This window comes from Burkholderia sp. COPS (assembly GCF_019425585.1).
GTDB classification, from domain to species: Bacteria; Pseudomonadota; Gammaproteobacteria; order Burkholderiales; family Burkholderiaceae; genus Burkholderia; species Burkholderia cepacia.
The window spans coordinates 1-22,033 of sequence record NZ_WIXR01000032.1 but is presented as its reverse complement, the minus strand read 5'-3'; the positions used below and the strand labels follow the sequence as shown (position 1 = coordinate 22,033).

21 protein-coding genes are annotated in these 22,033 nt (G+C 67.5%); 16 read left to right on the top strand and 5 right to left on the bottom strand.

Annotated features, from left to right (window positions below):
* Positions 1-62: 62 nt before the first annotated feature.
* The 3 genes from FOZ70_RS25170 to FOZ70_RS25160 are packed head-to-tail and all read right to left on the bottom strand — an operon-like array spanning position 63 to position 2,593.
* Positions 63-1,019, bottom strand: a complete 957-nt coding sequence (locus tag FOZ70_RS25170) for an LLM class oxidoreductase (protein WP_165582059.1) — start codon at positions 1,017-1,019, stop codon at positions 63-65.
* Between the two features lie 19 nt (positions 1,020-1,038).
* Complete coding sequence (locus FOZ70_RS25165) at positions 1,039-1,362, bottom strand: hypothetical protein (protein WP_059676059.1); 324 nt, start codon at positions 1,360-1,362, stop codon at positions 1,039-1,041.
* Between the two features lie 28 nt (positions 1,363-1,390).
* Entirely contained in the window at positions 1,391-2,593 is a 1,203-nt protein-coding gene (locus FOZ70_RS25160; protein WP_059487487.1) for an MFS transporter, read from the bottom strand.
* A 101-nt stretch (positions 2,594-2,694) separates the two neighbouring features.
* Here FOZ70_RS25160 and FOZ70_RS25155 point away from each other — a divergent pair, with 101 nt between their 5' ends.
* Entirely contained in the window at positions 2,695-3,630 is a 936-nt protein-coding gene (locus FOZ70_RS25155) for a LysR family transcriptional regulator (RefSeq protein WP_060051006.1), read from the top strand.
* A 175-nt stretch (positions 3,631-3,805) separates the two neighbouring features.
* Here FOZ70_RS25155 and zwf read toward each other — a convergent pair whose 3' ends face one another.
* Positions 3,806-5,281, bottom strand: a complete 1,476-nt coding sequence (gene zwf / locus FOZ70_RS25150) for a glucose-6-phosphate dehydrogenase (protein WP_042972725.1) — start codon at positions 5,279-5,281, stop codon at positions 3,806-3,808.
* Positions 5,282-5,482: 201 nt separating this feature from the next.
* On the opposite strand from zwf, the gene FOZ70_RS25145 reads away from it, so the two are divergent.
* Both FOZ70_RS25145 and FOZ70_RS25140 read left to right on the top strand, forming a co-directional pair.
* Entirely contained in the window at positions 5,483-6,061 is a 579-nt protein-coding gene (locus FOZ70_RS25145; protein WP_060376397.1) for a TetR/AcrR family transcriptional regulator, read from the top strand.
* A 154-nt stretch (positions 6,062-6,215) separates the two neighbouring features.
* On the top strand, positions 6,216-7,091 hold the full coding sequence (locus FOZ70_RS25140; protein WP_059590983.1) for an SDR family NAD(P)-dependent oxidoreductase: 876 nt from the start codon (positions 6,216-6,218) through the stop codon (positions 7,089-7,091).
* Between the two features lie 220 nt (positions 7,092-7,311).
* Here FOZ70_RS25140 and FOZ70_RS25135 read toward each other — a convergent pair whose 3' ends face one another.
* On the bottom strand, positions 7,312-8,022 hold the full coding sequence (locus tag FOZ70_RS25135) for an IclR family transcriptional regulator (RefSeq protein WP_021156453.1): 711 nt from the start codon (positions 8,020-8,022) through the stop codon (positions 7,312-7,314).
* A 165-nt stretch (positions 8,023-8,187) separates the two neighbouring features.
* Here FOZ70_RS25135 and FOZ70_RS25130 point away from each other — a divergent pair, with 165 nt between their 5' ends.
* From FOZ70_RS25130 to FOZ70_RS25070, 13 genes are all read left to right on the top strand, one after another.
* Positions 8,188-8,886 (top strand): RraA family protein, encoded by a 699-nt coding sequence (locus FOZ70_RS25130; RefSeq protein WP_124841417.1) that lies wholly within the window; start codon positions 8,188-8,190, stop codon positions 8,884-8,886.
* A complete protein-coding gene (locus FOZ70_RS25125; protein WP_060220013.1) occupies positions 8,886-9,833 on the top strand; it encodes a hydroxyacid dehydrogenase in 948 nt (315 codons plus the stop codon). The genes FOZ70_RS25130 and FOZ70_RS25125 overlap by 1 nt, the downstream gene beginning before the upstream one ends.
* Before the next feature lie 21 nt (positions 9,834-9,854).
* The gene (locus FOZ70_RS25120; protein WP_219707100.1) at positions 9,855-10,796 is read left to right on the top strand and encodes an SMP-30/gluconolactonase/LRE family protein; all 942 of its coding nucleotides are present in this window, start codon (positions 9,855-9,857) and stop codon (positions 10,794-10,796) included.
* A gap of 86 nt (positions 10,797-10,882) precedes the next feature.
* Entirely contained in the window at positions 10,883-12,262 is a 1,380-nt protein-coding gene (locus FOZ70_RS25115) for an MFS transporter (RefSeq protein WP_219707098.1), read from the top strand.
* 49 nt (positions 12,263-12,311) lie between these two features.
* Positions 12,312-13,463 carry a porin gene (locus FOZ70_RS25110; RefSeq protein WP_219707096.1) on the top strand — a complete coding sequence of 384 codons (1,152 nt, stop codon included), beginning with the start codon at positions 12,312-12,314 and terminating at the stop codon, positions 13,461-13,463.
* Positions 13,464-13,474: 11 nt separating this feature from the next.
* On the top strand, positions 13,475-14,521 hold the full coding sequence (locus tag FOZ70_RS25105) for an amidohydrolase family protein (RefSeq protein WP_219707094.1): 1,047 nt from the start codon (positions 13,475-13,477) through the stop codon (positions 14,519-14,521).
* Positions 14,518-15,798 carry an MFS transporter gene (locus tag FOZ70_RS25100; protein ID WP_219707089.1) on the top strand — a complete coding sequence of 427 codons (1,281 nt, stop codon included), beginning with the start codon at positions 14,518-14,520 and terminating at the stop codon, positions 15,796-15,798. The genes FOZ70_RS25105 and FOZ70_RS25100 overlap by 4 nt, the downstream gene beginning before the upstream one ends.
* Positions 15,795-17,033, top strand: a complete 1,239-nt coding sequence (locus FOZ70_RS25095) for an MFS transporter (RefSeq protein WP_219707087.1) — start codon at positions 15,795-15,797, stop codon at positions 17,031-17,033. The genes FOZ70_RS25100 and FOZ70_RS25095 overlap by 4 nt, the downstream gene beginning before the upstream one ends.
* Positions 17,034-17,044: 11 nt before the next feature.
* A complete protein-coding gene (locus FOZ70_RS25090) occupies positions 17,045-18,367 on the top strand; it encodes an MFS transporter (protein WP_219707079.1) in 1,323 nt (440 codons plus the stop codon).
* Between the two features lie 2 nt (positions 18,368-18,369).
* Complete coding sequence (locus FOZ70_RS25085) at positions 18,370-19,302, top strand: amidohydrolase family protein (protein ID WP_219707077.1); 933 nt, start codon at positions 18,370-18,372, stop codon at positions 19,300-19,302.
* A gap of 60 nt (positions 19,303-19,362) precedes the next feature.
* Positions 19,363-19,707, top strand: a complete 345-nt coding sequence (locus FOZ70_RS25080; protein ID WP_226281747.1) for a hypothetical protein — start codon at positions 19,363-19,365, stop codon at positions 19,705-19,707.
* Positions 19,708-19,948: 241 nt separating this feature from the next.
* Entirely contained in the window at positions 19,949-21,139 is a 1,191-nt protein-coding gene (locus tag FOZ70_RS25075) for a M20 aminoacylase family protein (protein WP_219707075.1), read from the top strand.
* 58 nt (positions 21,140-21,197) lie between these two features.
* Positions 21,198-22,033: MFS transporter (locus FOZ70_RS25070; protein WP_219707073.1), on the top strand; the 836-nt coding region annotated here is incomplete at its 3' end.

The following is a 22,033-nucleotide window of genomic DNA, read 5'->3' as shown; positions in this document are numbered from 1 at the left end:
AATATTTGATTTGAATTCAAATATCGGTCGTGCAGCGGGCTCGCTCGAGGCCGTTGCCGGCCTTATGCGGCGCACGTCTGCGCGTTTGCCTTCGTATTCGCGTGGAATATCGGCAGCACGTCCGCCGCGATCTCGGCCATCGTCTCGTCGAGCGGGCGGCAGTTGCGGCGGAAATGCAGGCCGATGTGCCGTACGCCCGCGTCGCGCATCGCCGCGAGCTCTTCCGTCAGCGCGATGCGTCCGGCGCGGGCGCCGAAGCGGTGCCGCTGCAGCGGCTCGTGCGGATCTTCCGCGAGGTCGAGGTGGATGAAGCTCACGTACGGTTTGTCGCCGGCCACCGCGCGCCAGTTCGCGGCGCGCTGCGCATGGTCGGCCGGCGTGCCCGGATACGCGAGGCAGCCGTCCATGTGTTCGCCGATCCACGCGGGCGTTTGCTGTGCGAGACCCGCGACGAGCAGCGGCACCGGCGAGCGCGCGGCCGGCAGCACCTCGAGGCCCGGCGGCAGGTGCCCGCGCGCGCCGTCGCGCAGCAGCGCGACCTGGTCGCGGAAATTCGCGCCGCGCGACGCGAAGTCGCGGCCGAACAGCGGATATTCGACCGGCCGATCGCCGCTCGCGACGCCGAGCATCAGGCGGCCGCCGCTCAGTTCCTGGATCGTCGCGGCCGATTTCAGCGTCAGCAGCGGCTCGCGCAGCGGCAGCACGACGGCCGCCGTGCCGAGCAGGATGTCGTGCGTGATCCCGGCGAGGTAGCCGAGATACGAGAACGTTTCGAACACCTGCGCGGCGTCGCCGAACGACGGGTCGTACACCGGCACGTCGCGCACCCAGAGTGCGCGAAAACCGAGCGTGTCGGCCAGTTGCGCGAGCTCCGCGTGGATGTCGAGGTCGGGCACGCCCGGGTGGCGGCCGTCGTGCCGGCGTTTCGCGTTGCCGGACGGGGTCCAGTCGTTGTCGAGCGGCAGTTCGATGCCGATGCTGAAGCCGCCGTCGGCGAGCCTGTCGAGTGATGTGGGCATGATTGGGGGCTCCGTCCGTTCAGACCGTGCGCAGGCTGCCGTCGAGCCGGTAGAAATCGAGCGACGACGCGGTGAAGAACGAGCGCGACGTGCCGGCGGCGAAATCGTCGATGTGCACGACGGTGGCGCGATCGGCTTCCTGCCACGAGATCGCGTAGGCCTCGCCGGCGATGAGTTGCCACGTGTATTCGACTTCACCCTTCGCGCCCGCGTACGGGCCTTCGGTGATCTCGTAGCGCATGTGGAGGCCGTCCTCGTCGTATGCGTTGAGCGCGGTGAGGCCGTCGTAACGGACTTCGAAAGTCTTGCCGGCGAACGGCGGACGTCGGGTCGATGCGTTCATGCGGGTGGCTCCTGTGAATAGGTGACGTTCAATGGGCGAGTTCGACGGGTTCGGCCGTGCGTTCCGGCAGCCCGTGGCTGCGGTCGAGACGGCCGCTCAATGCGGTGAGCGCGAACGCGCCGAGCGTGACGACGGCGGCGATCCAAGGCGTGTGGCCGAGGCCGACGTTCGCGACGATCAGGCCGCCGAGCGACGAGCCGCCGGCCACGCCGAGGTTGAAGGCGGCGATGTTGAAGCCCGATGCGACGTCGGTGGCGTCCGGCGCGAAGTGGCGCGCCTGCTTGACGACGTACACCTGCAGCCCCGGCACGTTGCCGAACGCGACCGCGCCCCATGCGAGCATCGTCAGCACCGCGAGCCATTTCACGTGGATCGTGAAGGTCAGCGCGAGCAGCACGATCGCGAGCAGCAGGAAGATCCGCTTGAGCGCCTTCACGGGGCCGACGGCATCCGCGAGCTTGCCGCCCCACACGTTGCCGACTGCGACCGACACGCCGTAGCCGACGAGCACGAGGCTGACCTGCGACGGCGTGAAGCCGGCGATCTGTTCGAGCAGCGGCGCCATGTACGTGAACGCGATCAGCGAGCCGCCGTAGCCGACGGCCGTCATCGCATAGACGAGCAGCAGGCGCGGCTGGGCCAGCACGCGCAGCTGGCGGGCGAGCGGCGCCGGCGGCGTCTGCGGCAGCCCGCGCGGCACGAACGCCACCGCGCCGAGGAACGCGACCAGGCCGAACAGCGCGACGATCAGGAACGTCGCGCGCCAGCCGAAGTGCTGGCCGATGAAGGTGCCGAGCGGAATGCCGGCGACGAACGCGACGGTCATGCCGCTGAACATCGTCGCGATCGCGCTGGCGGCCTTCTCCTTCGGCACGAGCGTGGTCGCGATGATCGAGCCGACCGAGAAGAACACGCCGTGCGCGAGGCCGGTGAGGATGCGTGCGACGATCAGCGATTCGTAGCTGGGCGCCTGCCAGGCGACGAGGTTGCCGACGGTGAAGAGCGCCATCAGCCCGGCGAGCAGCGTCTTGCGCGGCACGCGGCCGGTGAGCGCGGTGAGCAGCGGCGCGCCGATGGCGACGCTCAGCGCATAGAGGCTGACGAGCAGGCCGGCGGACGGCAGGCTGACGCCGAGGTCGGCACCGATCGTCGGGATCAGCCCGACGATCACGAATTCGGTGGTGCCGATGGCAAAGGCGCTGATGGTCAGCGCAAGCAACGCGAGTGGCATGACAGGATCCGGGTTTCAGTAGGAATGGATCGCAGTGTGCCGGCTTTACTTTTGCTGAAAAACTCGTCTATAAACCAAATTGTTTTGATTTCAAATCAACAATGAAAATCACTCTCGACGAACTCCAGGCCTTTGCCGCCGTGGTCGACACCGGTTCGATCACCGCCGCCGCCCAGCAGCTCGACCTCACCGTGTCGGCCACGAGCCGCACGCTCGCACGGCTCGAGGAGAAGCTGAAGACCACGCTGCTGCGCCGGACCACGCGCCGGCTCGAACTGACCGAGGAAGGGCGCGCGTTCCTGCAGGACGCACGCGCGATCATCGAATCGGTCGAGACGGCGGAAGAGCAGATGCTCGCGCGACGCGAGATGCCGTCGGGGCGGCTGCGCGTCGACGCCGCGACGCCGTTCATGCTGCACGTGATCGTGCCGCTCGTGCGCGGCTATCGCGAACGCTTCCCGAAAGTCGAGCTGGAACTGAACAGCAACGAGGGCATCATCGACCTGCTGGAGCGGCGCACCGACGTCGCGATCCGGATCGGCCGGCTGAAGGATTCGACGCTGCACAGCAGGCGGATCGGCAACAGCCGGCTGCGCATCTTCGCGAGCCCCGCGTATCTCGAAGCGCACGGCCAGCCTCGCAAGGTCGAGGATCTCGGCAAGCACACGCTGCTCGGCTTCACGCAGCCCGAATCGCTGAACGTGTGGCCGATCCTCGGCGCGGACGGCGAAGCGTGCCGCATCGAGCCGGACATCTGTTCGTCGAGCGGCGAGACGTTGCGGCAGCTCGCGCTGGAGGGCGCGGGTGTCGTCTGCCTGTCGGATTTCATGACCGCGCAGGATCGCGAGGCCGGGCGGCTCGTGCAGGTGCTCGCGCGCCAGACGCTCGAGATCGAACAGCCTATCAACGCGGTGTATTACCGGAATACCGCGATTTCGTCGCGGATCGCGTCGTTCGTCGATTACATGATCGAGGTGCTGGGCGGCGGCAGCGATGCGCCGGCACGGCGCAAGGCGGCGTGGATGGGGACGGTGTAGCCGGGGGCGGCTGTATCGTTGCCGCCGGGCGCCGTTCCCGCGCGGGACAGCTCGGCGGACTTTCTCCGGCCGAAGCGAACGGCGCGAAGGCGGGCGGCGCGCGGCGGGCGCGCCGATGTGATCCGGCATGCCGACGGCGCTTGCGCCCCCGACATGCCGTCGCGTGCTGCGCTTTCTACGCTTCCTCGGCCCACGACATCCCGTCGCGCGCGAGCAGCGCCGACGAAGCCGCGGGCCCGAACGTGCCGGCCGTGTACAGGCGCGGCCGGTCGCCGAGCTGCTTCCAGCCGTCGAGGATCGGCTCGACCCACGACCAGGCGGCTTCGAGTTCGTCGCGGCGCATGAAGTGCGTGAGGCGGCCGCGGATCACGTCGATCAGCAGCCGTTCGTACGCTTCCGCGCGCCGCTCCGGAATCGCCTGCTGCAGGTCGAGGTTCAGGCTCACCGGCACCATGTTCATCCCGCTGCCCGGTTCCTTCGCGAGCATCTGCAGCTGGATCGACTCTTCCGGCTGCAACTGGATCACGAGGCGGTTGCCGTAATTGCGCGGGCCGGTCGGGATGATCGAGAACGGCATGTCCGCGAACTCGATCACGATCTCAGACTGGCGGCGCTGCAGCCGCTTGCCGGTGCGCAGGAAGAACGGCACGTTCGCCCAGCGCCAGTTGTTGATGTGCGCGCGCAGCGCGACGAAGGTTTCCGCGCGGCTGTCCGCCGGCACGTTGTCTTCCTCGAGATAGCCCTTGACCGGCTGGCCGTCGACCGCGCCGGCCGTGTACTGGCCGCGCACCGTGTCGCGCGCGACGTCCGACAGCGACATCGGCCGCAGCGAGCGCAGCACCTTCAGCTTCTCGTCGCGCACCGCGTCCGGGTCGAGCGACACGGGCGGCTCCATCGCGACGATGCACAGCAGTTGCAGCAGGTGGTTCTGCACCATGTCGCGCAGCGCGCCGGTATGGTCGTAGAAACCCGCGCGGCTGCCGACGCCGACCGTTTCCGCGACCGTGATCTGCACGCTGCGGATGTTCGGCGCCTGCCACAGCGGCCCGAAGATCGGGTTGCCGAAGCGCAGCACCATCAGGTTCTGCACGGTTTCCTTGCCGAGATAGTGGTCGATCCGGTAGATCTGCGATTCCTCGAAGTGCTTGCCGACCGCGTTGTTGATCGCCTTCGCGGACGCGAGATCGTGGCCCAGCGGCTTTTCGAGGACGACGCGCGAGTGCCTGTCGACGAGATGCGCGGCCGACAGGTTGTCGCAGATCGTCGTGAACAGCTCCGGCGACGTCGACAGGTAGAACACGCGGATCGCGTCGCCGCGCGCCGCTTCGGCGAGCCGCGCGTAGTCTTCCGGCGCGTTCACGTCGATCAGCACGTACTTGAACAGGTCGAGGAAGCGGCTCCACGCATCGGCGTCGAACGCCTTCTCGTCGATGAACGGGCGCGACTGCTCGTCCATGAACTTGCGATAGCCGTCGATGCCCCAGTCGCGGCGGCCGACCGCGATGATGCGCGTCTCCGGCGGCAGGTTGCAGTGCAGGTGCGCCATGTACAGCGCGGGCAACAGCTTGCGGGCGGCCAGGTCGCCGCCGCCGCCGAAGATGATCATGTCAACGGGCCGGTCGGCCGCGGTCTGGGTAGGCTGATTCGTCATGGGAGGTTCGCGTCTGAAACGGTGAGCGTGGAACGAACGTCGAGGCACAGGGCGCCGATACGTGAACGCACCCGTACGTGAAAACGCTAATAGTGCACGGTTTTGATGGATTGCGTATGGGTTCCCCCGGATGAAACAGGGCTTGCATTCCACATGATCGCCCCATTATGATTGAGCGCTCACTCATTAAAGGAATCGATTGTGGCCCGACCGCGCAGTCCTGACAAGCACGACGCCATCCTCGCCGCGGCCGCGCGCGCGCTCGCCGAGGACGGCGCGAGCGCGACGACCGCGCGCATCGCCAGGCTGGCCGGCGTGGCGGAAGGCACGGTGTTCACCTATTTCGAGACCAAGGATGCGTTGCTGAACGCGCTCTACCTGAACCTGAAGGCCGGCCTGCGCGAGGCGATGATGACCGGGTTTCCGGAACACGCGCCGGCCGAGCAGGCGGTGCGGCATGCGTGGAACGGCTATGTGTCGTGGGGCGTCGCGAATCCGGACGGCCGGCGTGCGCTGCAGCAGTTGGGCGTGAGCGGGCGCATCGACGACGCGCATCGTGCGGCCGGCTCGGAAGGCTTCGGCGGGATCGGTGCGCTGCTGCGCGAGCAGGTCGCCGCGTCGGGCGCGCTGAACCGCGACGAAGCGCATGCGTTCTGTTCGGCGTTGTTCGCGTCGATCGCGGAAACCGCGATGGAATCCATCGCGCGCGATCCGGCGCGGGCCGATGCCTACCGGGAAGCGGGGTTTCGCGCGATGTGGGCCGCGTTGCACACGGTGTGAATCAAGCATGGACGTCGGCGCGGCGCGTGCCGCGACGACGGGCGGGGCGTTTCAGGCAGGGCGATGCAGGTCATCAAGGATCGCTTCATCGTCCATATTAATGAGTGAGTAATCATTCATTTTCATCGTTTCACCACGATCAAGGAGTGGAAAAATGTCGAAAGTCTGGATGGTAACGGGGGCCGCACGCGGCCTCGGGCGAGCGATTTCGGAAGCGGTGCTGGCGGCGGGCGACCGACTGGTGGCCGGCGCACGCGACCCGGCGCGACTGGCCGATCTGGCCGAACGGTATGGCGACCGCTTGCTGCCGGTCGCGCTCGACGTCACCGACGAAGCGGCGGCGGAGCAGGCCGTCGCCGCGGCACGCGCCGCGTTCGGCCGCATCGACGTGCTGGTGAACAACGCGGGCTACGGCCATACGGCGCCGTTCGAGCAGATGGGCGCCGACGCGTTCCGCGATCAGGTCGAAACGAACCTGTTCGGCGTGATCAACCTGACGCGCGCGGTGCTGCCGACGATGCGCGCGCAGCGCGCGGGGCACATCTTCCAGGTGTCGTCGGTCGGCGGGCGGACGTCGACGCCCGGGTTGTCCGCGTATCAGGCCGCGAAGTGGGCGGTCGGCGGATTCAGCGACGTGCTCGCGAAGGAAGTCGCGCCGTTCGGCGTGCGCGTGTGCACGCTCGAACCGGGCGGGATGCGTACCGAATGGGCCGCGCAGGCGAAGCGTGACGTCGACGATCTGCTGCCCGACTATCAGCCGTCGGTCGGCAAGATTCTCGAGCTGCTCGGTGCGTACGGCGGCCACGAGATCGGCGATCCCGCGCGGATCGCGGCGCTGATCGTCGACCTGTCGCGTCGCGACGACGTGCCGCTGCGCCTGCTGCTCGGCGGCGATGCGCTGTTCGTCTGCGAGCAGGCGGAACGACAGCGCGCGGAAGAGGCGGCGCGGTGGCGCGACGCCACGCTGTCCACGCAGTTCCCGGACGCGAAGCTGCCGGACGGGCTGGATGCGCTCAAGGCTATCGAGTAAGGGCGGCCGTCGTCGCGGGCGGCGCGTCGAGCGTGCCGCCCGCGCAAGCCCGGTCGCGGGCCGGCGCGATCGATTTTCTCGGCGGAGCCGACGGGCCGTCGCGTCGGTGCGGCGATGCAGGCGTCATGCCGCAGCGCGCGGGCGTGGCGTGGGCGAACGTTTCCACCGTCAGGCGACGAACGGCTCGTCGGCTTGACTCCGACCTTTGCCGAAACGGCGATCAGGTGCCGTAGACGTGCTCGCAGAGCGCGACGCTCGCCCCCAGCTTCCGGGAGAGATCGGCGGCCGCATCCAGTTGCGGTCGATCGAGCTCGCCCGACTCGTGCGCGACGCTCAGGCGGGATGCCGGACCGGAAAGCGTCAGTGCCGCCATGAACTTGTCGCCGGCGCCGAAGACCGGCACCGCGAACGCCGCCGTGTGCACGTCGCGCGCGCCCGCGGTGAAGAGGGGCAGCGCAGGCGGCTTGTCGTAGATCGGTTCGCCGAGCCCCCAGAAGCGGATCACGTGGCTGATGGCGGTGTCGTCGAGCGGCAGCTTCGTGCCCGCGAGGCGCGTTTCACGTAGACCTTCGGACGGCTCGACGCGAAACAGGCAAAGCCGCTGGCCGTCGTCGTGCACGTAGTACGATGCGCTTTCCTTCGTCAGCGCGGCCAGCGCATGCAGCGCCGGTTCCACCACCGTGGACAGATGGAAGGACTGCTCGTACAGCTTGCCGAGGTACAGCACGCGATGTCCGAGCGAATAGTTGCCGGACTGCGCGCGCACGACGTAGCCCATTCGCTCCAGCGAATTCATCAGCCGATAGACCGTCGTCTTGTGCATGCCGGATGCCTGCGACAGCGTCGCGAGCGACTGCGATTCGGCGCCGGGCTTGAAGCAGTCCAGCAGCGCAAGCGCCTTTTCCACGGCAACGACCCCGTCGTTTCCCATTCCTTCTCTCCCGTCGACATTCACCTGAGATTGTACAGAGTAAAACGCTGGTTTACCACGTAAAAGGGTAAACGCCAGTGCCATGGCGCGCGTCGTCTGGTTATAGTGATTTCACCATGTACACCAGTGTTGTACAGAGTACAACGCGCAACTCGAGGTCGAATCATGAGCAACACATCCGCCAGCACTTCTCCGATCAATCGCGACATCGAACGCGTGTCGCCGGAACTCGTTCAGGCGGCCGCGCGCTACCAGGCCGCGATCCTGGCCGACGTCGCCGGCCGCCGCGGCACGGTGCATGGCCGCGTGCGGCCGTTGTCGCCGAAGATGAAGGTCGCCGGCCCCGCGATCACGGTCGAAGTCCGCCCGGGCGACAACCTGGCGATCCATGCGGCGCTCGCCGTCGCGCAGCCGGGCGACGTCGTCGTGGTCGACGGCAAGGGCGACATCTCGTGCGCGCTGCTCGGCGAAATCATGGCGGCGCAGGCGAAGGCGAGCGGCATCGCCGGCATCGTCATCGACGGCGCGGTGCGCGACGCGCATGAACTGGCCAACGGCGACTATCCGGTCTTCGCGGCCGGCCTCAATCCGTGCGGCCCGACCAAGAGCATCGCGGGGCGCGTGAATGCGCCGATCTCGCTCGGCGGCACGGCGGTCAATCCGGGCGACCTGGTGGTCGGCGACGCCGACGGCGTCGTCGTCATTGCGCGCGCCGACGTCGCGCGCATCGTCGATCTCGCGCAGAAAAAGCTCGACTTCGAGACCGCGCGTATCGCGGCGATCCACAAGGGCGACCTTCGTCCAGGCTGGATCGAGAAGGAACTGCGCGCGGCCGGCATGCTGGCCGAAGGCGAGGCGCTGTGATGCACGCCGCTTCGCCTAAACCCGTGGTCCTCGTGACCGCCGCCGACCTTGCGCCGCAAGCGCTCGACATGCTCGCGCAGTTCGACGTCGTGTTCGCCGGCAAGCAACCGACCGAGGACGACATCGTGGCGCTGTGCATCGAGCACAAGCCGGTCGCGATCATCGTCCGGTACGGCAAGATCAACGCCCGCATCATGGACGCCGCCGAAAACCTGCAGGTGATTTCGAAGCACGGCAGCGGCATCGACGTGATCGATCAGGACGCGGCTGCCGCACGCGGCATCGCGGTGCGCGCGGCGGTCGGCGCGAATGCGGCCGCCGTCGCCGAGCACGCATGGGCGCTGTTGCTCGCATGTGCGAAGTCGGTTACGCAGCTCGATATGCGCATGCGCGAAGGTCATTGGGACAAGTCGACGCACAAGTCCGTCGAACTCGACGGGCGCACGCTCGGCCTCGTCGGTCTCGGCGCGATCGGCCGGCGCGTGGCCGCGATCGGCGCGGCGTTCGGGATGAAGGTGCTCGCGTTCGATCCGTTCGCCAAGGAAGCGCCTGTCGGTGTGAAGCTCGTGCCGCTCGACACGCTGTACGCGGAGTCGGACGTCGTGTCGCTGCATTGTCCGTTGACGGCCGACAACCGCCGGATGCTCAACCGCGACACGCTCGCGCGTTTCAAGCGCGGGGCGATCGTCGTCAATACCGCACGCGGTGGCTTGATCGACGAACCCGCGCTTGCCGACGCGCTGGCGAGCGGCCAGGTGCGCGCGGCCGGGCTCGACAGCTTCGACGTCGAGCCGATGACGACGCCGCACCCGTTCCAGCAGATCCCCAACGTGATTCTGTCTCCGCATATCGGCGGCGTCAGCGATGCCGCGTACGTGAACATGGGCAAGGGCGCGGCCGCCAACGTCCTCGCGGTGCTCGACGAACGCGCGCACAGCGCGGCTTGAACCCTGAACATCGAGGAACGCATGTTTTATCTGACGAACCCCGACGTGCGCGAAGCCGACGTGTTCACGCGCATGCCGGACAAGTTTCGCAAGCCGGACGTCCGCACGGAATGGGCGCGCGCGAATCGCGGCGGCATGGTCACGGATTCCTTTCTCGAAGGGCCGGTCTGGGATCCGGACGGCTATCTGTTCGTGACCGACATTCCGCACGGGCGCGTCTTCCGCATTTCGCCGTCGGGCGACTGGGAGCTCGTCGTCGAATACGACGGCGAGCCCAACGGGATGAAGCGCTTCGACGCATCGCACCTGATCATCACCGACTACCGGAACGGCCTGATGCTGCTCGATATCGAGCGCGGTGAAATTCGCCCGTATCTCGAGCGCCGCAACACCGAGCGCTTCAAGGGCGTGAACGACCTGACGTTCGACTCGGCCGGCAATATCTATTTCACCGACCAGGGGCAGACCGGGCTGCACGATCCGACGGGCCGCGTGTATCGGCTGTCGCCCGACGGCAAGCTCGACATGCTGCTCGGCACCTGCCCGAGCCCGAACGGGCTCGTGCTGTCGCGCGACGAGAAAGTGCTGTTCGTCGCGATGACGCGCGGCAATGCCGTGTGGCGCATGCCGCTGCAGGCCGACGGGTCGGTCACCAAGGTCAGCCAGTTCTTTACCTCCTACGGACCGAGCGGCCCCGACGGCCTCACGGTCGATCTCGAAGGCCGCCTGTTCGTCGCGAATCCGGGGCTCGGGCGCGTGTGGGTGCTCAACCACTGCGCGGAGCCCGTCGAGATCCTGACCGGGCCGAAAGGGGCGTCGCTCACGAGCGTGTGCTTCGGCGGCCCGGACATGAAGACGCTCTTCATCACCGAATCGACGTCCGGTTCCGTGCTGAAAGCGGACATGAGCATCGCCGGCCCGCTGCCGAAACAGGCGGCGAAACAGGCAGTGAAGCAGGACTGAGACCCACGAGCCGGGAAGCCGCGCGTCGGCTTCCCGCCCGCATGCCGAAAGATCGTGCCGCCAGCCGCGCGACGAAGGAGACAAGCATGACCATTTCGCACGCGCTGCGTGCCGGCGATGACGCACCGCGCGCCGACGCACCATCGTCGGCGCAGCTTGCCGGCGACGATTACGCGGCCAGCGAGCGCACGCTCGCGAAGGCGTTCCGGCGCATTCTGCCGTTCATCTTCGTCTGCTACGTGATCAGCTATCTCGACAGGACCAACGTCGGTTTTGCCGCGCTGACGATGAACAAGGATCTCGGTCTGACGGCCGAGCAGTTCGGTGTCGGCGCCGGCCTGTTCTTCATCGGCTATTTCCTGTTCGAGATTCCGAGCAACCTGATCATGCAGAAGGTCGGGGCGCGCGTATGGATCGCGAGAATCATGATCACGTGGGGCCTGTTCTCGATGGCGACGGCGTTCGTCGTCGGACCGAAAAGCTTTGCGGCCGCGCGCTTCCTGCTCGGGCTCGCCGAGGCCGGGTTCACGCCCGGCATCTACCTGTATTTCACGCACTGGTTTCCCGGCAAGTGGCGCGCGAAGGTGACGGCCGCCTTCCTCGTCGGCATTCCCGTCGCGAACATGATCGGCTCGCCGGTTTCCGGTGCGCTGCTCGAACTCGGCGGCCTGCACGGGCTGCGCAGCTGGCAGTGGCTGCTGCTGATCGAAGGCGTACCGGCCGTGATGCTCGGCGTCGCGTGCCTGTTCGTGCTGGCCGACCGCCCCGAGAAAGCCGCGTGGCTCAATGACGAAGAGAAGGCGTCGCTCGCGAAGCGCCTCGCGTTCGAGCAGCGCGACATCGGCGCGAAGCACGGCAGCAAGCTGCGCGACGCGATGACGAACTGGCGTGTGTTCGTGCTCGCGTTCGTCAACTTCTGCGGGATCGTCGGCTCGCTCGGCGTCGGCTTGTGGATGCCGCAGATCATCAAGCAGTTCGGCGTCGAACACGCGGTGGTCGGCTGGCTGACGGCGATTCCGTATGCGATCGGCGCCGGCGTGATGCTCGGGTGGGCGCGTCTCGCCAATCGGGCGGCCAACCGTATTCCGTATATCGCCGGTGCGCTGGCTGTCGCCGCCGCGGCGTTGTGCGCGAGCGCCTTCATTCATGCGCCGGTTTTCAAGCTGATCGCGCTGTGCGTCACGGTGAGCGGGATCCTCGCGTTCCAGGCGACTTACTGGGCCATCCCGTCCGGATTCCTCACCGGACGGGCTGCCGCGGGCGGACTCGCGCTGATCGTGTCGGTCGGCAATCTCGGCGGTTTCGTCGGGCCGTCGATGATCGGCGCGCTCAAGCAATTCTCGGGCGGCTTCACCGCGCCGCTCATCGCCGTGTCAGGTGTGCTGCTGCTCGGCGCGCTGACCATCGCGTGGCTCGGCGATCCGGGCGCGGGCGCTGGCGAAGCGCCTGCCGTCCGCGAGCCGTGAATGTTCTTTCGCCGGAAGACCCACCCACAAAAAACAGTTTGGAGACTTCATGTCGTCGAATCAGGCCAGCCAGAATTCCCGCCCGAAACCCCGCCTCATGCTCGGCGCCCTCACCGTCGCGAGCGCGACCGCGTGGTGCGGGACCGCCCATGCAGAAAGCAGCATCACGCTGTACGGCATTGCCGACGTCGGCATCGAGCACATCAACAATACGAGTACCGGCGGCGCGCAGACGCGCGAAGCGTCGGGCAATCTGTCCGGTTCGCGCTGGGGACTGAAGGGCGTCGAGGATCTCGGCGGCGGCATGAAAGCCCTGTTCCAGCTGGAAAACGGCTTCAACCTCAATGACGGCACGACCGCGCAGTCGACGAAAGGCCTCGGTGCGAATGCCGCCACGACGTCGCGGATTTTCGGCCGGCAGGCGTGGGTCGGGCTGGCGTACCGGGGTCAGCAGCTGACGTTCGGCCGCCAGAACGCGCTCTTCTATGAACAGGCCGTGGCCTTCGACCCGATGGGCGCGTCGTCGCGATACTCGGTGCTGTCGCTTGACTACGCGGCGGCCGCGCGTATCGACAATTCGGTGAAGTACACCGGCGTGTTCGGTCCGCTGACGGCGCAAGCCATGTACAGCACCCGCTACGACACCGGGTACGGCGCCGAGGTGCCGGGCGCGCAACTCACCGGCCGCTTCTACAGCGGGGCGCTGACTTTCTCGCAAGGGCCGCTCGCCGCGAGCGTGTCGTACGAGCAGCGCAACAGCAACACCGTCGCGACGAACACGGGCACCGAGCGTCGTGCGACGGCCGCCGCGTCGTTTACGCTCGGACCGGTGAAGGGATTCGCCGGCTATCGCTATCTTCGGGCGTCGAACGCGTTCCTGCCGGCGAACCCGATCCGGGTCGCGAACGGCTCCGAAGCCAGCGCGGCGAACCTGTACTGGGCCGGCGCGCAATATGCGGTGTCGCCCGCGTTCGTGGTCACGGCAACCGCCTATTACCAGGACGTGCATTCGACCAGTGCCGATCCGTGGCTCGCCGTGCTCTGCGCGGACTATCTGCTGTCGAAGCGCACGGATATCTATGCGACGGCGGGTTTCGCGCGTAACAAGGGCGGCTCCGCGCTCGGCGTGAACGGTTATGGCACGGTCGCACCCGATCACAACCAGACGGGCGTGGTGATCGGCATGCGCCAGAAGTTCTGACGGCGACCGCGATGCAGATCGTTCACGCGCCCCATCTGCCCGTCCGGCCCGAGTGGCTCGCGTTGCGCGACGAGCCGGTGCTCGAACCCGAGCTTGCGATCGTCGACGCCCATCATCACCTGTGGGACCGGCAGACCGGGCGCTATCTCGCGGACGAGTTCGGCGCGGACGTGCGCAGCGGGCATCGCGTCGTGTCGACGGTCTACGTGCAGTGCCGATCGATGTTGCGTGCAAGCGGCCCGGATGCGTTCAAGCCGGTCGGCGAAGTGGAGTTCGCGAGCGGCGTCGCCGCGATGTTCGACAGCGGCGCATACGGTCCCGCGCGATGCTGCGAGGCCATCGTCGGCGGCGCCGATCTGTCGCTCGGTGCGGAACTCGAGGCGGTGCTCGACACGATGCTGCAGGTATCCGGCGGGCGACTGCGCGGGATCCGCAACCCGCTCGCGTGGCATGCGAGCCCCGACGTGCGATCGAGCCCGGTGACGCCGCCGCGCGACCGGATGTCGGACCCGGCATTCCGGCAGGGCGTGACGACGCTCGGCCGCTACGGGCTGTCGCTGGACGCGTGGGTCTATCACACGCAGCTCGACGACCTGTACGAACTCGCGCGCGCGTGCGATGGCGTCACCATCGTCATCGACCATTTCGGCGGCCCGCTCGGCGTGGGCCCGCATGCCGGCCGGCGCACGGAAGTGCATGCGCAATGGAAACGGCAACTCGCGCGTCTTGCGGCGCTGCCGAACACGCGCATGAAGCTCGGCGGCGCGGGCATGACCGTGTTCGGTTTCGACTTCGCCGCGCGCGACCTGCCGCCGTCGTCGCCCGAACTGGCGGCGGCGTGGCAGCCGTATTTCGACACCTGCGTCGAATGCTTCGGCGTCGAGCGCTGCATGTTCGAAAGCAACTTCCCCGTCGACAAGGGGATGTTCGGCTATCGCGTGCTGTGGAACGCCTTCAAACGACTCGCGTCCGCGATGTCGGCCGATGAACGGGCCGCGCTGTTCAGCCGGACGGCCGCATCGACGTATCGCATCGCGCTTCCCGGAGACAACCCATGAAGACGACTGCAACCGCGGCGACGCAGGACATGGAGTCCGCCGCCGCGGAAAAAGGATTGACGCGCGTGACCGGCACCGAATGGCGTTCGCTGTCGCTCGCGGGGCTCGGCTGGACGTTCGAGAGCTACGACTCGTTCCTGCTGTCGCTGCTGCTGCCGACGCTCGCGCTGCAGTTCGGGCTGAGCAAGGCGCAGCTCGGCATGTTCACGAGCGTCACGGCGGCCGGACAGATCGTCGGCGGCATTCTGTTCGGCTTCGTGTCGGACCGGATCGGGCGCGTGCGCACCGCGCTGCTCTGCGTCGGCATCTACTCGCTGTTCTCCGGCCTGATTGCATTCGCGCCCGACGCGCACGGGTTTGCCGCGCTGCGCTTTGTCGGCGCGCTCGGCATGGGCGGAACCTGGACCGCCGGCGCGGCGCTGATCGCGGAGACCTGGCACCCGAGCCGGCGCGGCAAGGGCGGCGCGCTGATGCAGATGGGCTTGCCGATCGGCGCGATTCTCGCGATCGCGATTTCGGGCATCGTCGGCGCCGCGCATGGCGGGTTGGGCGGCGACGGCTGGCGTCTGCTGTTCCTGATCGGTGCGTCGCCGTTCTTCATCCTGTTCTGGGTCGCGCGCAAGACGCCGGAATCACCGATCTGGCTCGAACGCCGGCACGCGAAGTCTCGGGCCCGCAAGACCGACACGGCCAATCACGAGAAACTGAACGTGCGCGGCCTGCTCACCGCCTTCTGCTTCATCTTCTTTCTGCAGTACCTGTACTGGGGCGTATTCACGTGGACGCCGACGTTCCTCATCACGGTGAAGCACCTCGACTTCGTGCACAGCCTGAAGTTCGTGCTGGCGCTGCAGTTCGGCGCGATCGCCGGGTTTCTGCTGTTCTCGGCATGGGTCGACCGCATCGGCCGGCGGCCGATGTTCCTGGCGTACCTGCTGGTCGGCGCGCTGGCCGTCGGCGTGTACATCGTGTCGGCGAATCCGTTGCTGCTGATGAGCGCGATCTTCCTGACCGGCTTCAGCGTGAACGGCATCTTCGCGGGTGCCGGCCCGTTCCTCGCGGAGATCATCGGCAACACGGCATCGCGCGGGTTCTTCATGGGCCTCGCGTACAACGGCGGCCGGCTCGGCGGCTTCATCGCGCCGCTGATCATCGGCGCGCTCGCGTCGACGTCGGGCGGCTTCGTGCTCGGACTCGCGACGACGATCGTCGCGTTCATCGCCGCGGCCGTGGTCGTGCTGGTCGCGCCCGAAACGCGCGGGAAGGCGTTGTCATGAACGTGGCGACGCAAGCGGGTAGGGTGAGCCGGCTGTTTCCCGCGCTGTCGGAGGCATCGCTGCGGCGCTATCTGAGCGGGCAGGTCGCGTCGGTGCTCGGCAGCTGGACGCAGAACGTCACGCTGAACCTGCTGATCTATCACCTGTCCGGCTCCGCGGCGATCCTCGCGCTGCTCAACTTCCTGCTGTACGGGCCGCAACTGATCGTCGCGCCGGTGGCGGGCTCCCGCATCGGCTCGGCCAACGCGCGCCGCGTGACGCTCTGCGTGCTGACGGCATCGCTGCTGCTGACGGGCAGCCTCTTCACGTTGTCGCTGCTCGGCCTGCTCGGCGTGAAGCTGATCCTCGCGCATGCACTGGCGATCGGCGTGTCGAGCGCGGTGGAAACGCCGGCACGGCAGGTGCTGCTGCTGACGAGCCTGCAGGATGCAACGCACACGTCCAACGCGGTCGCGATGAACACGATGGTCTACAACGTCGGGCGCATGGTCGGCCCGACCATCGCCGGATTCGTCTATCCGACGCTCGGGCCCAGGACGTCGTTTGCGATCTATGCACTCGCGCTGTGCTTCATGGCGGCGTGCGTGCGCTCGATCCGGGCGGCGTCGGTGGACCGCCCGTCACGCGCGGAGAGCGGCTTGCGCGACGCGGTCGGCTACGTGCTGTCCGATGCGTTCTCGGCTCGCTATCTGCCGATTCTCGCGTGCATCGGCCTGTTCGCCGGCAGCTACCAGACGCTCGTGCCGCTGCTCGCGGACCAGGGCTTTCACGACGCCGCGCGCTTTACCGGCGTGTTCTTCGCGTGCGCCGGGGCCGGCTCGTTGAGCGCGGCGGTGCTGCTGTCGTCGGCGCTCGGCCCGCGCGCGTCGCGCCGGTTCATCGCGTATGCGCCGTGGACGGCCGTCGGCGCGCTGGCCGTGCTGGCCGCGACCACCGATGCGGCGGGATCGGTTCCCGCGTTCTATGCCCTCGGCTTCAGCCTCACGTTCGCGGCCACGTCGACCAACGCGACCATTCAGCGCCAGTGTCCGGAGCACGTGCGCGGCGGGCTCGTCGGGATGTACGGCATGGCCTACAACGGCACGATGCCGTTCGGTTACCTGCTCGTCGGCAGCGCGTCCGAGGCGCTCGGCGTGCGACACACCTTCGCCGCCATGGCGGCCGTGCTCGCGTGCGGGGTCATCGCGGTCATCGCGTGGCAACGGTTCACAGGAACGCGCTCAGGCGCACAATAAACGGAGACAACATGCAAACCGGTTTCATGGAAGCGTCCGCGATCGAGCGCCGGACCTTACGCAAGGTCGTCTGGCGACTCATTCCCTTCTTGATGATCTGCTACCTGCTTGCCTTCATCGACCGGGGCAACGTCGGGATGGCATCGCTGCAGATGAACCATGACCTGGAAATGTCGGCACAGGTCTTCGGCTTCGGCAGCAGCCTGTTCTTCATTTCATACTTCTTTTTCGAAGTGCCGAGCAATCTCGCGCTGCAGAAATACGGCGCGCGGATCTGGATCGCACGGATCATGATCACGTGGGGTATCGTGTCGGCGGCGACCGCGCTCGTGCACAACGCGACGACGTTCTACGTGCTGCGTTTCCTGCTGGGCGCCGCCGAGGCCGGCTTCTTCCCGGGCGTGCTGCTTTATCTGTCGTACTGGATTCCCGCGCAGTACCGTGCGCGGATCGTCGCGACGTTCATGGTCGCGATTCCGGCCGCGAGCTTCATCGGCTCGCCGATCTCCGCGCTGCTGTTGCAGATGGACGGCGTGTGGGGCCTGCGCGGCTGGCACTGGCTGTTCATCCTCGAAGGCATTCCGACCGTGCTGCTCGGCATCGCGTGCCTGTTCATGCTGACGAACAAGCCGGACGACGCGAAGTGGCTCGACGACGACGAGCGCGCATGGCTCACGACCGCGCTGGCCGCGGGCCACAAGACGCGCAAGAAAGTGCCGTCTCTGCCGCTCACGCAACTGTTCCGCAACCGCTACGTGCTGTGCCTCGCGCTCGTCGACACCTGTGCTTCCGCGGCAGGCAGCACGCTGTCCGTATGGCAGCCGCAGCTGCTGAAGTCGTTCGGCCTGACCGTCATGGAGACCGGGCTGCTGAATTCGGTGCCGTATGCGGTGGCCTCGGTCCTGATGGTCTACTGGGGCCGGCGCTCGGACCGCGTCGGCGAACGGCGCTGGCACACGGTCGTGCCGATGCTGCTGATCGGCGTGGGCCTGTTCGCGACGTCGCTGAGCGGATCGCTGCTGCCGACGGTCTGCATGCTCTGTGCGGTGCTGGTCGGCGCGTATTCGTTCAAGGGCCCGTTCTGGGCGCTCGCGACCGACATGCTGTCCAACAGCACCGTGGCGGCCGGGCTCGCGACGGTCAATGCGATCGCGAACCTGCTCGGCGGCGGGCTGATGGTGAACGTGTACGGGTGGGTGAAGGCGGCGACGGGCAGCTACGCGCTCGCATTGATGCCGCTCGCGATCCTCACGCTCGTGAGCGTCGCGACGCTGCTGCTGCTCACGCGCGATCATGCGTCCGGCAAGCTGGTCGGCAAGACGGGGACGATCTGATCATGGCGCGCATCGCGAGACGCGAATTCCTCAGGATCGCCGGCGCGACGCTGGCTTCGGCCGCATTGCCGACGCTGGCCGCTGCCGACGAAACGTGGTCGAGCGGCAACGAGCGGCCGGCGTTCCAACTGCCCGAAGGGGCGATCGACTGTCACATGCACATCTACGACGACCGGTTCCCGGTCGCGCCGGGCACGACGCTGCGGCCGCCGAATGCGACCGTCGCGCAATACCGGCGCGTGCAGACGCGTATCGGCGTGACGCGCAACGTGGTCGTGACGCCGTCGACGTACGGGACGGACAACCGCTGCACGCTGGCGGCGCTCGCGCAGTTCGGCGACGACGCGCGCGGGGTGGCCGTCGTCGACGGCACCGTGAGCGACGACGAACTTCGGGCGCTCGATCGCGGCGGCATCCGGGCGATCCGGTTCAACCTGAGCTATCCGGGCGCGACGACGCTCGACATGCTGGCGCCGCTCGCCGCGCGTATCGCGAACCTCGGGTGGCATATCGAACTGGTGGTGCAGGGCGCGCGGCTGCCGGAGCTGGAGCCACATCTCGCGGCGCTGCCGTGCCCGCTCGTCATCGACCATATCGCGCATGTGCCGCAGCCCGGCGGGCTGTCGTCGGCCGCGTTTCGGACTGCGAAACGCCTCGTCGAAAAGGGCCATACGTGGATCACGTTGTCGGGGCCGTACGTCGACAGCAAGTCGGGGGCGCCGGCCTACGACGACGTCGCGCCGGTCGCGAAGGCGCTGATCGACATGGCGCCGGAGCGCATGCTGTGGGGCACCGACTGGCCGCACCCGACGCAGAAGACGGACAAGCCGGACGACGCGAGCATGCTGGACGTGATCGCCGGCTGGATCGGGCGGGCGGACCGGCAGCAATTGATATTCGTCACGAACCCGGCGAAGCTGTACGGATTTGCGTAGCGCAAGGAGGATGTCGCGAGACTCCTGCGCGAATAGGGGATCATCTGTCACGGGCCGATCGTGTTGCTGTCCACGCTGCGCGACCCGAATGCCTTCGTTGCATCGATGGTCGCCAACGACGGCAACGCGAATTCCCTCGCGGCCGGCTGGCCGTATGCCGGTTACCGGATGACTGTCTTCTCGACGGGCGAGGAGCAGCAGCTCGAAGGCCCGAACGGGCTCGGCGGCAACGTGCAGTTCTATCCGGTGAACGCGCTGGCCGAAGCCGGCGCTCACGTCGACACGGTGGCGAACTGGCACAGCAACGTGGTCGTCGATCGCGAGCTGATCACGGGGCAGCAGCCGATGTCGGCGCCGGAATTCGGCGACGTCCTCGTGGCGAAACTGAACGCCCGGACGAACTGAATTCGTCTGCGATGGCAACGGCCGGGCGTGTCGCGCCCGGCCGCTCCGACTTGGTTGCCGATTGCCGGAAAGCCGTGACGTTCGCGCCGAAAGCGATGAGCCGACTACGCATTAACCCTGATTAAAAATACTTATCACGGTGAAAAATTCCGCATCTTATTGAACCGATATCGGCTGGCTATAGTGGCTCGCTTTCCCGCACGCGCCACCGGCGTGCGCAGACAAACGCAGGAGCCCCTTGATGACCACCGATACCCGCTTCACCGAAGTCGAGGATCTGATGCCCGCCGCCGGCGGGCTGCGCGAGATCCGTCACCACATCCATCACCACCCCGAACTCGCGTACGAAGAGCACGACACGGCCGCGCTCGTCGCGGACAAGCTCGAGCAATGGGGCTGGCAGGTGACGCGAGGGGTCGGCAAGACGGGCGTGGTCGGCACGCTGCGGGTGGGCGACGGCGCGCGCAGCATCGGCATTCGCGCGGACATGGACGCGCTGCCGATCGTCGAGGCGACCGGCCTGCCGTATGCGAGCGGCACGCACGGCAAGATGCACGCCTGCGGCCACGACGGCCACACGACGATGCTGCTCGGCGCCGCGCAGCATCTCGCGAAGACACGCAACTTCTCCGGCACCGTACACCTGTACTTCCAGCCGGCGGAAGAGCACGGCGTCGACAGCGGCGCGAAGAAGATGATCGACGATGGCCTGTTCGAGCGCTTCCCATGCGATGCGGTGTTCGGCATGCACAACCATCCGGGCGCGGCGCCCGGCGTCTTCCTCACGCGGCGCGGCCCGTTCATGTCGGCCGGCGACAAGGCGATCATCACGATCGAAGGCGTCGGCGGCCACGCGGCACGGCCGCACCTGACGGTCGACCCGGTCGTCGTCGCGGCAAGCATCGTGATGGCGCTGCAGACGATCGTCGCGCGCAACGTCGACCCCGCGCAGCCGGCGGTCGTCACGGTCGGCTCGATGCACGCGGGCACCGCGAACAACGTGATCCCGAACGGCGCGCGCCTCGAACTCAGCGTGCGCTCGTTCAGCCCCGAGGTTCGCGCGCTGCTCAAGCGCCGCATCACCGAGCTGGCCGAAACGCAGGCCGCGAGCTACGGCGCGAGCGCGAACGTCGAGTACATCGAGGGCTATCCGGTCGTCGTCAATACGGATGCCGAAACGGATTTCGCCGCGCAGGTCGCTCGCGAACTCGTCGGCGATGCGCACGTGGTCGAGCAGACCGACCTGCTGATGGGCAGCGAGGATTTCGCATTCATGCTGCAGCAGCGGCCGGGCTCGTTCGTGCGGCTCGGCAACGGCGAAGGCGAGGACGGCTGCATGGTGCACAACCCGAAATACGACTTCAACGATCGCAACCTGCCGATCGGCGCGGCGTTCTGGACGCGTCTCGTGGAGCGTTACCTCGGGCGGTGATTCCAGCGGCGGGGGGCGCAGCCGCCGCTTCCGGCCGCATTGACAGGAGAGGATAGCGATGCAGAAAGACCATCTCGCGCTGCACCCCGCGTCGACGGGCGTGGCCGAAGCCGGCGCGCCGGGCGCGCCTGCCGTCACGCGGCGCGGCGCGATCGCGGCGGCCGTGATCGGCAACTGGCTGGAATTCTTCGACTTCACGGTGTACGGCTTCTTCGCGGTGCTGATCGGCAAGCTGTTCTTCCCGTCGAGCGACCCGACCACGTCGCTGCTGCTGTCGGTCGCGACGTTCGCCGCCGGCTTCTTCACGCGGCCGCTCGGCAGCGTCGTGCTCGGCGTCTACGCGGACCGCAAGGGGCGCAAGGCCGCGCTGAACCTGACGATCATGCTGATGGCGCTCGGCACCGGCCTGATCGCGATTGCCCCCACGTATGCGCAGGTCGGCGTGGCCGCACCGCTGCTCGTCGTGTTCGCGCGGCTGATGCAGGGCTTCTCGCAGGGCGGCGAATTCGGCGCGGCGACGACGACGCTGCTCGAACAGGGCGGCACGTCGCGCCGCGCGTTCCGCGCGAGCTGGCAACTCGCGACGCAGGGCGGCGCCGCGCTGATGGGCTCGGGTTTCGCGGCGCTGCTGTCGAACACGATGACGAAGGACGCGCTCGAAAGCTGGGGCTGGCGGCTGCCGTTCCTCGTCGGCGTGCTGATCGCGCCGGTCGGCATGTACCTGCGCCGCCGGCTCGCGGACGATGCGCCCGGCGACCGCCATCACGGGATCGAACGCGGCGTGCTGCACGAGCTGTTCTCGAAGCACACGCGCACGGTGCTGCTGCTGATGCTCACGGTGATGGGCGGGACGGTGTCGACCTACATCCTGACGTTCTACATGCCGACCTATGC

What these genes read in the sequence shown, in the direction of transcription:
- FOZ70_RS25170 (WP_165582059.1), bottom strand. Translation starts at nt 1,019, where the DNA reads ATGCCCACATCACTCGACAGGCTCGCCGACGGCGGCTTCAGCATCGGC.
- FOZ70_RS25165 (WP_059676059.1), bottom strand. Translation starts at nt 1,362, where the DNA reads ATGAACGCATCGACCCGACGTCCGCCGTTCGCCGGCAAGACTTTCGAA.
- FOZ70_RS25160 (WP_059487487.1), bottom strand. Translation starts at nt 2,593, where the DNA reads ATGCCACTCGCGTTGCTTGCGCTGACCATCAGCGCCTTTGCCATCGGC.
- FOZ70_RS25155 (WP_060051006.1), top strand. Translation starts at nt 2,695, where the DNA reads ATGAAAATCACTCTCGACGAACTCCAGGCCTTTGCCGCCGTGGTCGAC.
- zwf (WP_042972725.1), bottom strand. Translation starts at nt 5,281, where the DNA reads ATGACGAATCAGCCTACCCAGACCGCGGCCGACCGGCCCGTTGACATG.
- FOZ70_RS25140 (WP_059590983.1), top strand. Translation starts at nt 6,216, where the DNA reads ATGTCGAAAGTCTGGATGGTAACGGGGGCCGCACGCGGCCTCGGGCGA.
- FOZ70_RS25135 (WP_021156453.1), bottom strand. Translation starts at nt 8,022, where the DNA reads ATGGGAAACGACGGGGTCGTTGCCGTGGAAAAGGCGCTTGCGCTGCTG.
- FOZ70_RS25130 (WP_124841417.1), top strand. Translation starts at nt 8,188, where the DNA reads ATGAGCAACACATCCGCCAGCACTTCTCCGATCAATCGCGACATCGAA.
- FOZ70_RS25125 (WP_060220013.1), top strand. Translation starts at nt 8,886, where the DNA reads ATGCACGCCGCTTCGCCTAAACCCGTGGTCCTCGTGACCGCCGCCGAC.
- FOZ70_RS25120 (WP_219707100.1), top strand. Translation starts at nt 9,855, where the DNA reads ATGTTTTATCTGACGAACCCCGACGTGCGCGAAGCCGACGTGTTCACG.
- FOZ70_RS25115 (WP_219707098.1), top strand. Translation starts at nt 10,883, where the DNA reads ATGACCATTTCGCACGCGCTGCGTGCCGGCGATGACGCACCGCGCGCC.
- FOZ70_RS25110 (WP_219707096.1), top strand. Translation starts at nt 12,312, where the DNA reads ATGTCGTCGAATCAGGCCAGCCAGAATTCCCGCCCGAAACCCCGCCTC.
- FOZ70_RS25105 (WP_219707094.1), top strand. Translation starts at nt 13,475, where the DNA reads ATGCAGATCGTTCACGCGCCCCATCTGCCCGTCCGGCCCGAGTGGCTC.
- FOZ70_RS25100 (WP_219707089.1), top strand. Translation starts at nt 14,518, where the DNA reads ATGAAGACGACTGCAACCGCGGCGACGCAGGACATGGAGTCCGCCGCC.
- FOZ70_RS25095 (WP_219707087.1), top strand. Translation starts at nt 15,795, where the DNA reads ATGAACGTGGCGACGCAAGCGGGTAGGGTGAGCCGGCTGTTTCCCGCG.
- FOZ70_RS25090 (WP_219707079.1), top strand. Translation starts at nt 17,045, where the DNA reads ATGCAAACCGGTTTCATGGAAGCGTCCGCGATCGAGCGCCGGACCTTA.
- FOZ70_RS25085 (WP_219707077.1), top strand. Translation starts at nt 18,370, where the DNA reads ATGGCGCGCATCGCGAGACGCGAATTCCTCAGGATCGCCGGCGCGACG.
- FOZ70_RS25075 (WP_219707075.1), top strand. Translation starts at nt 19,949, where the DNA reads ATGACCACCGATACCCGCTTCACCGAAGTCGAGGATCTGATGCCCGCC.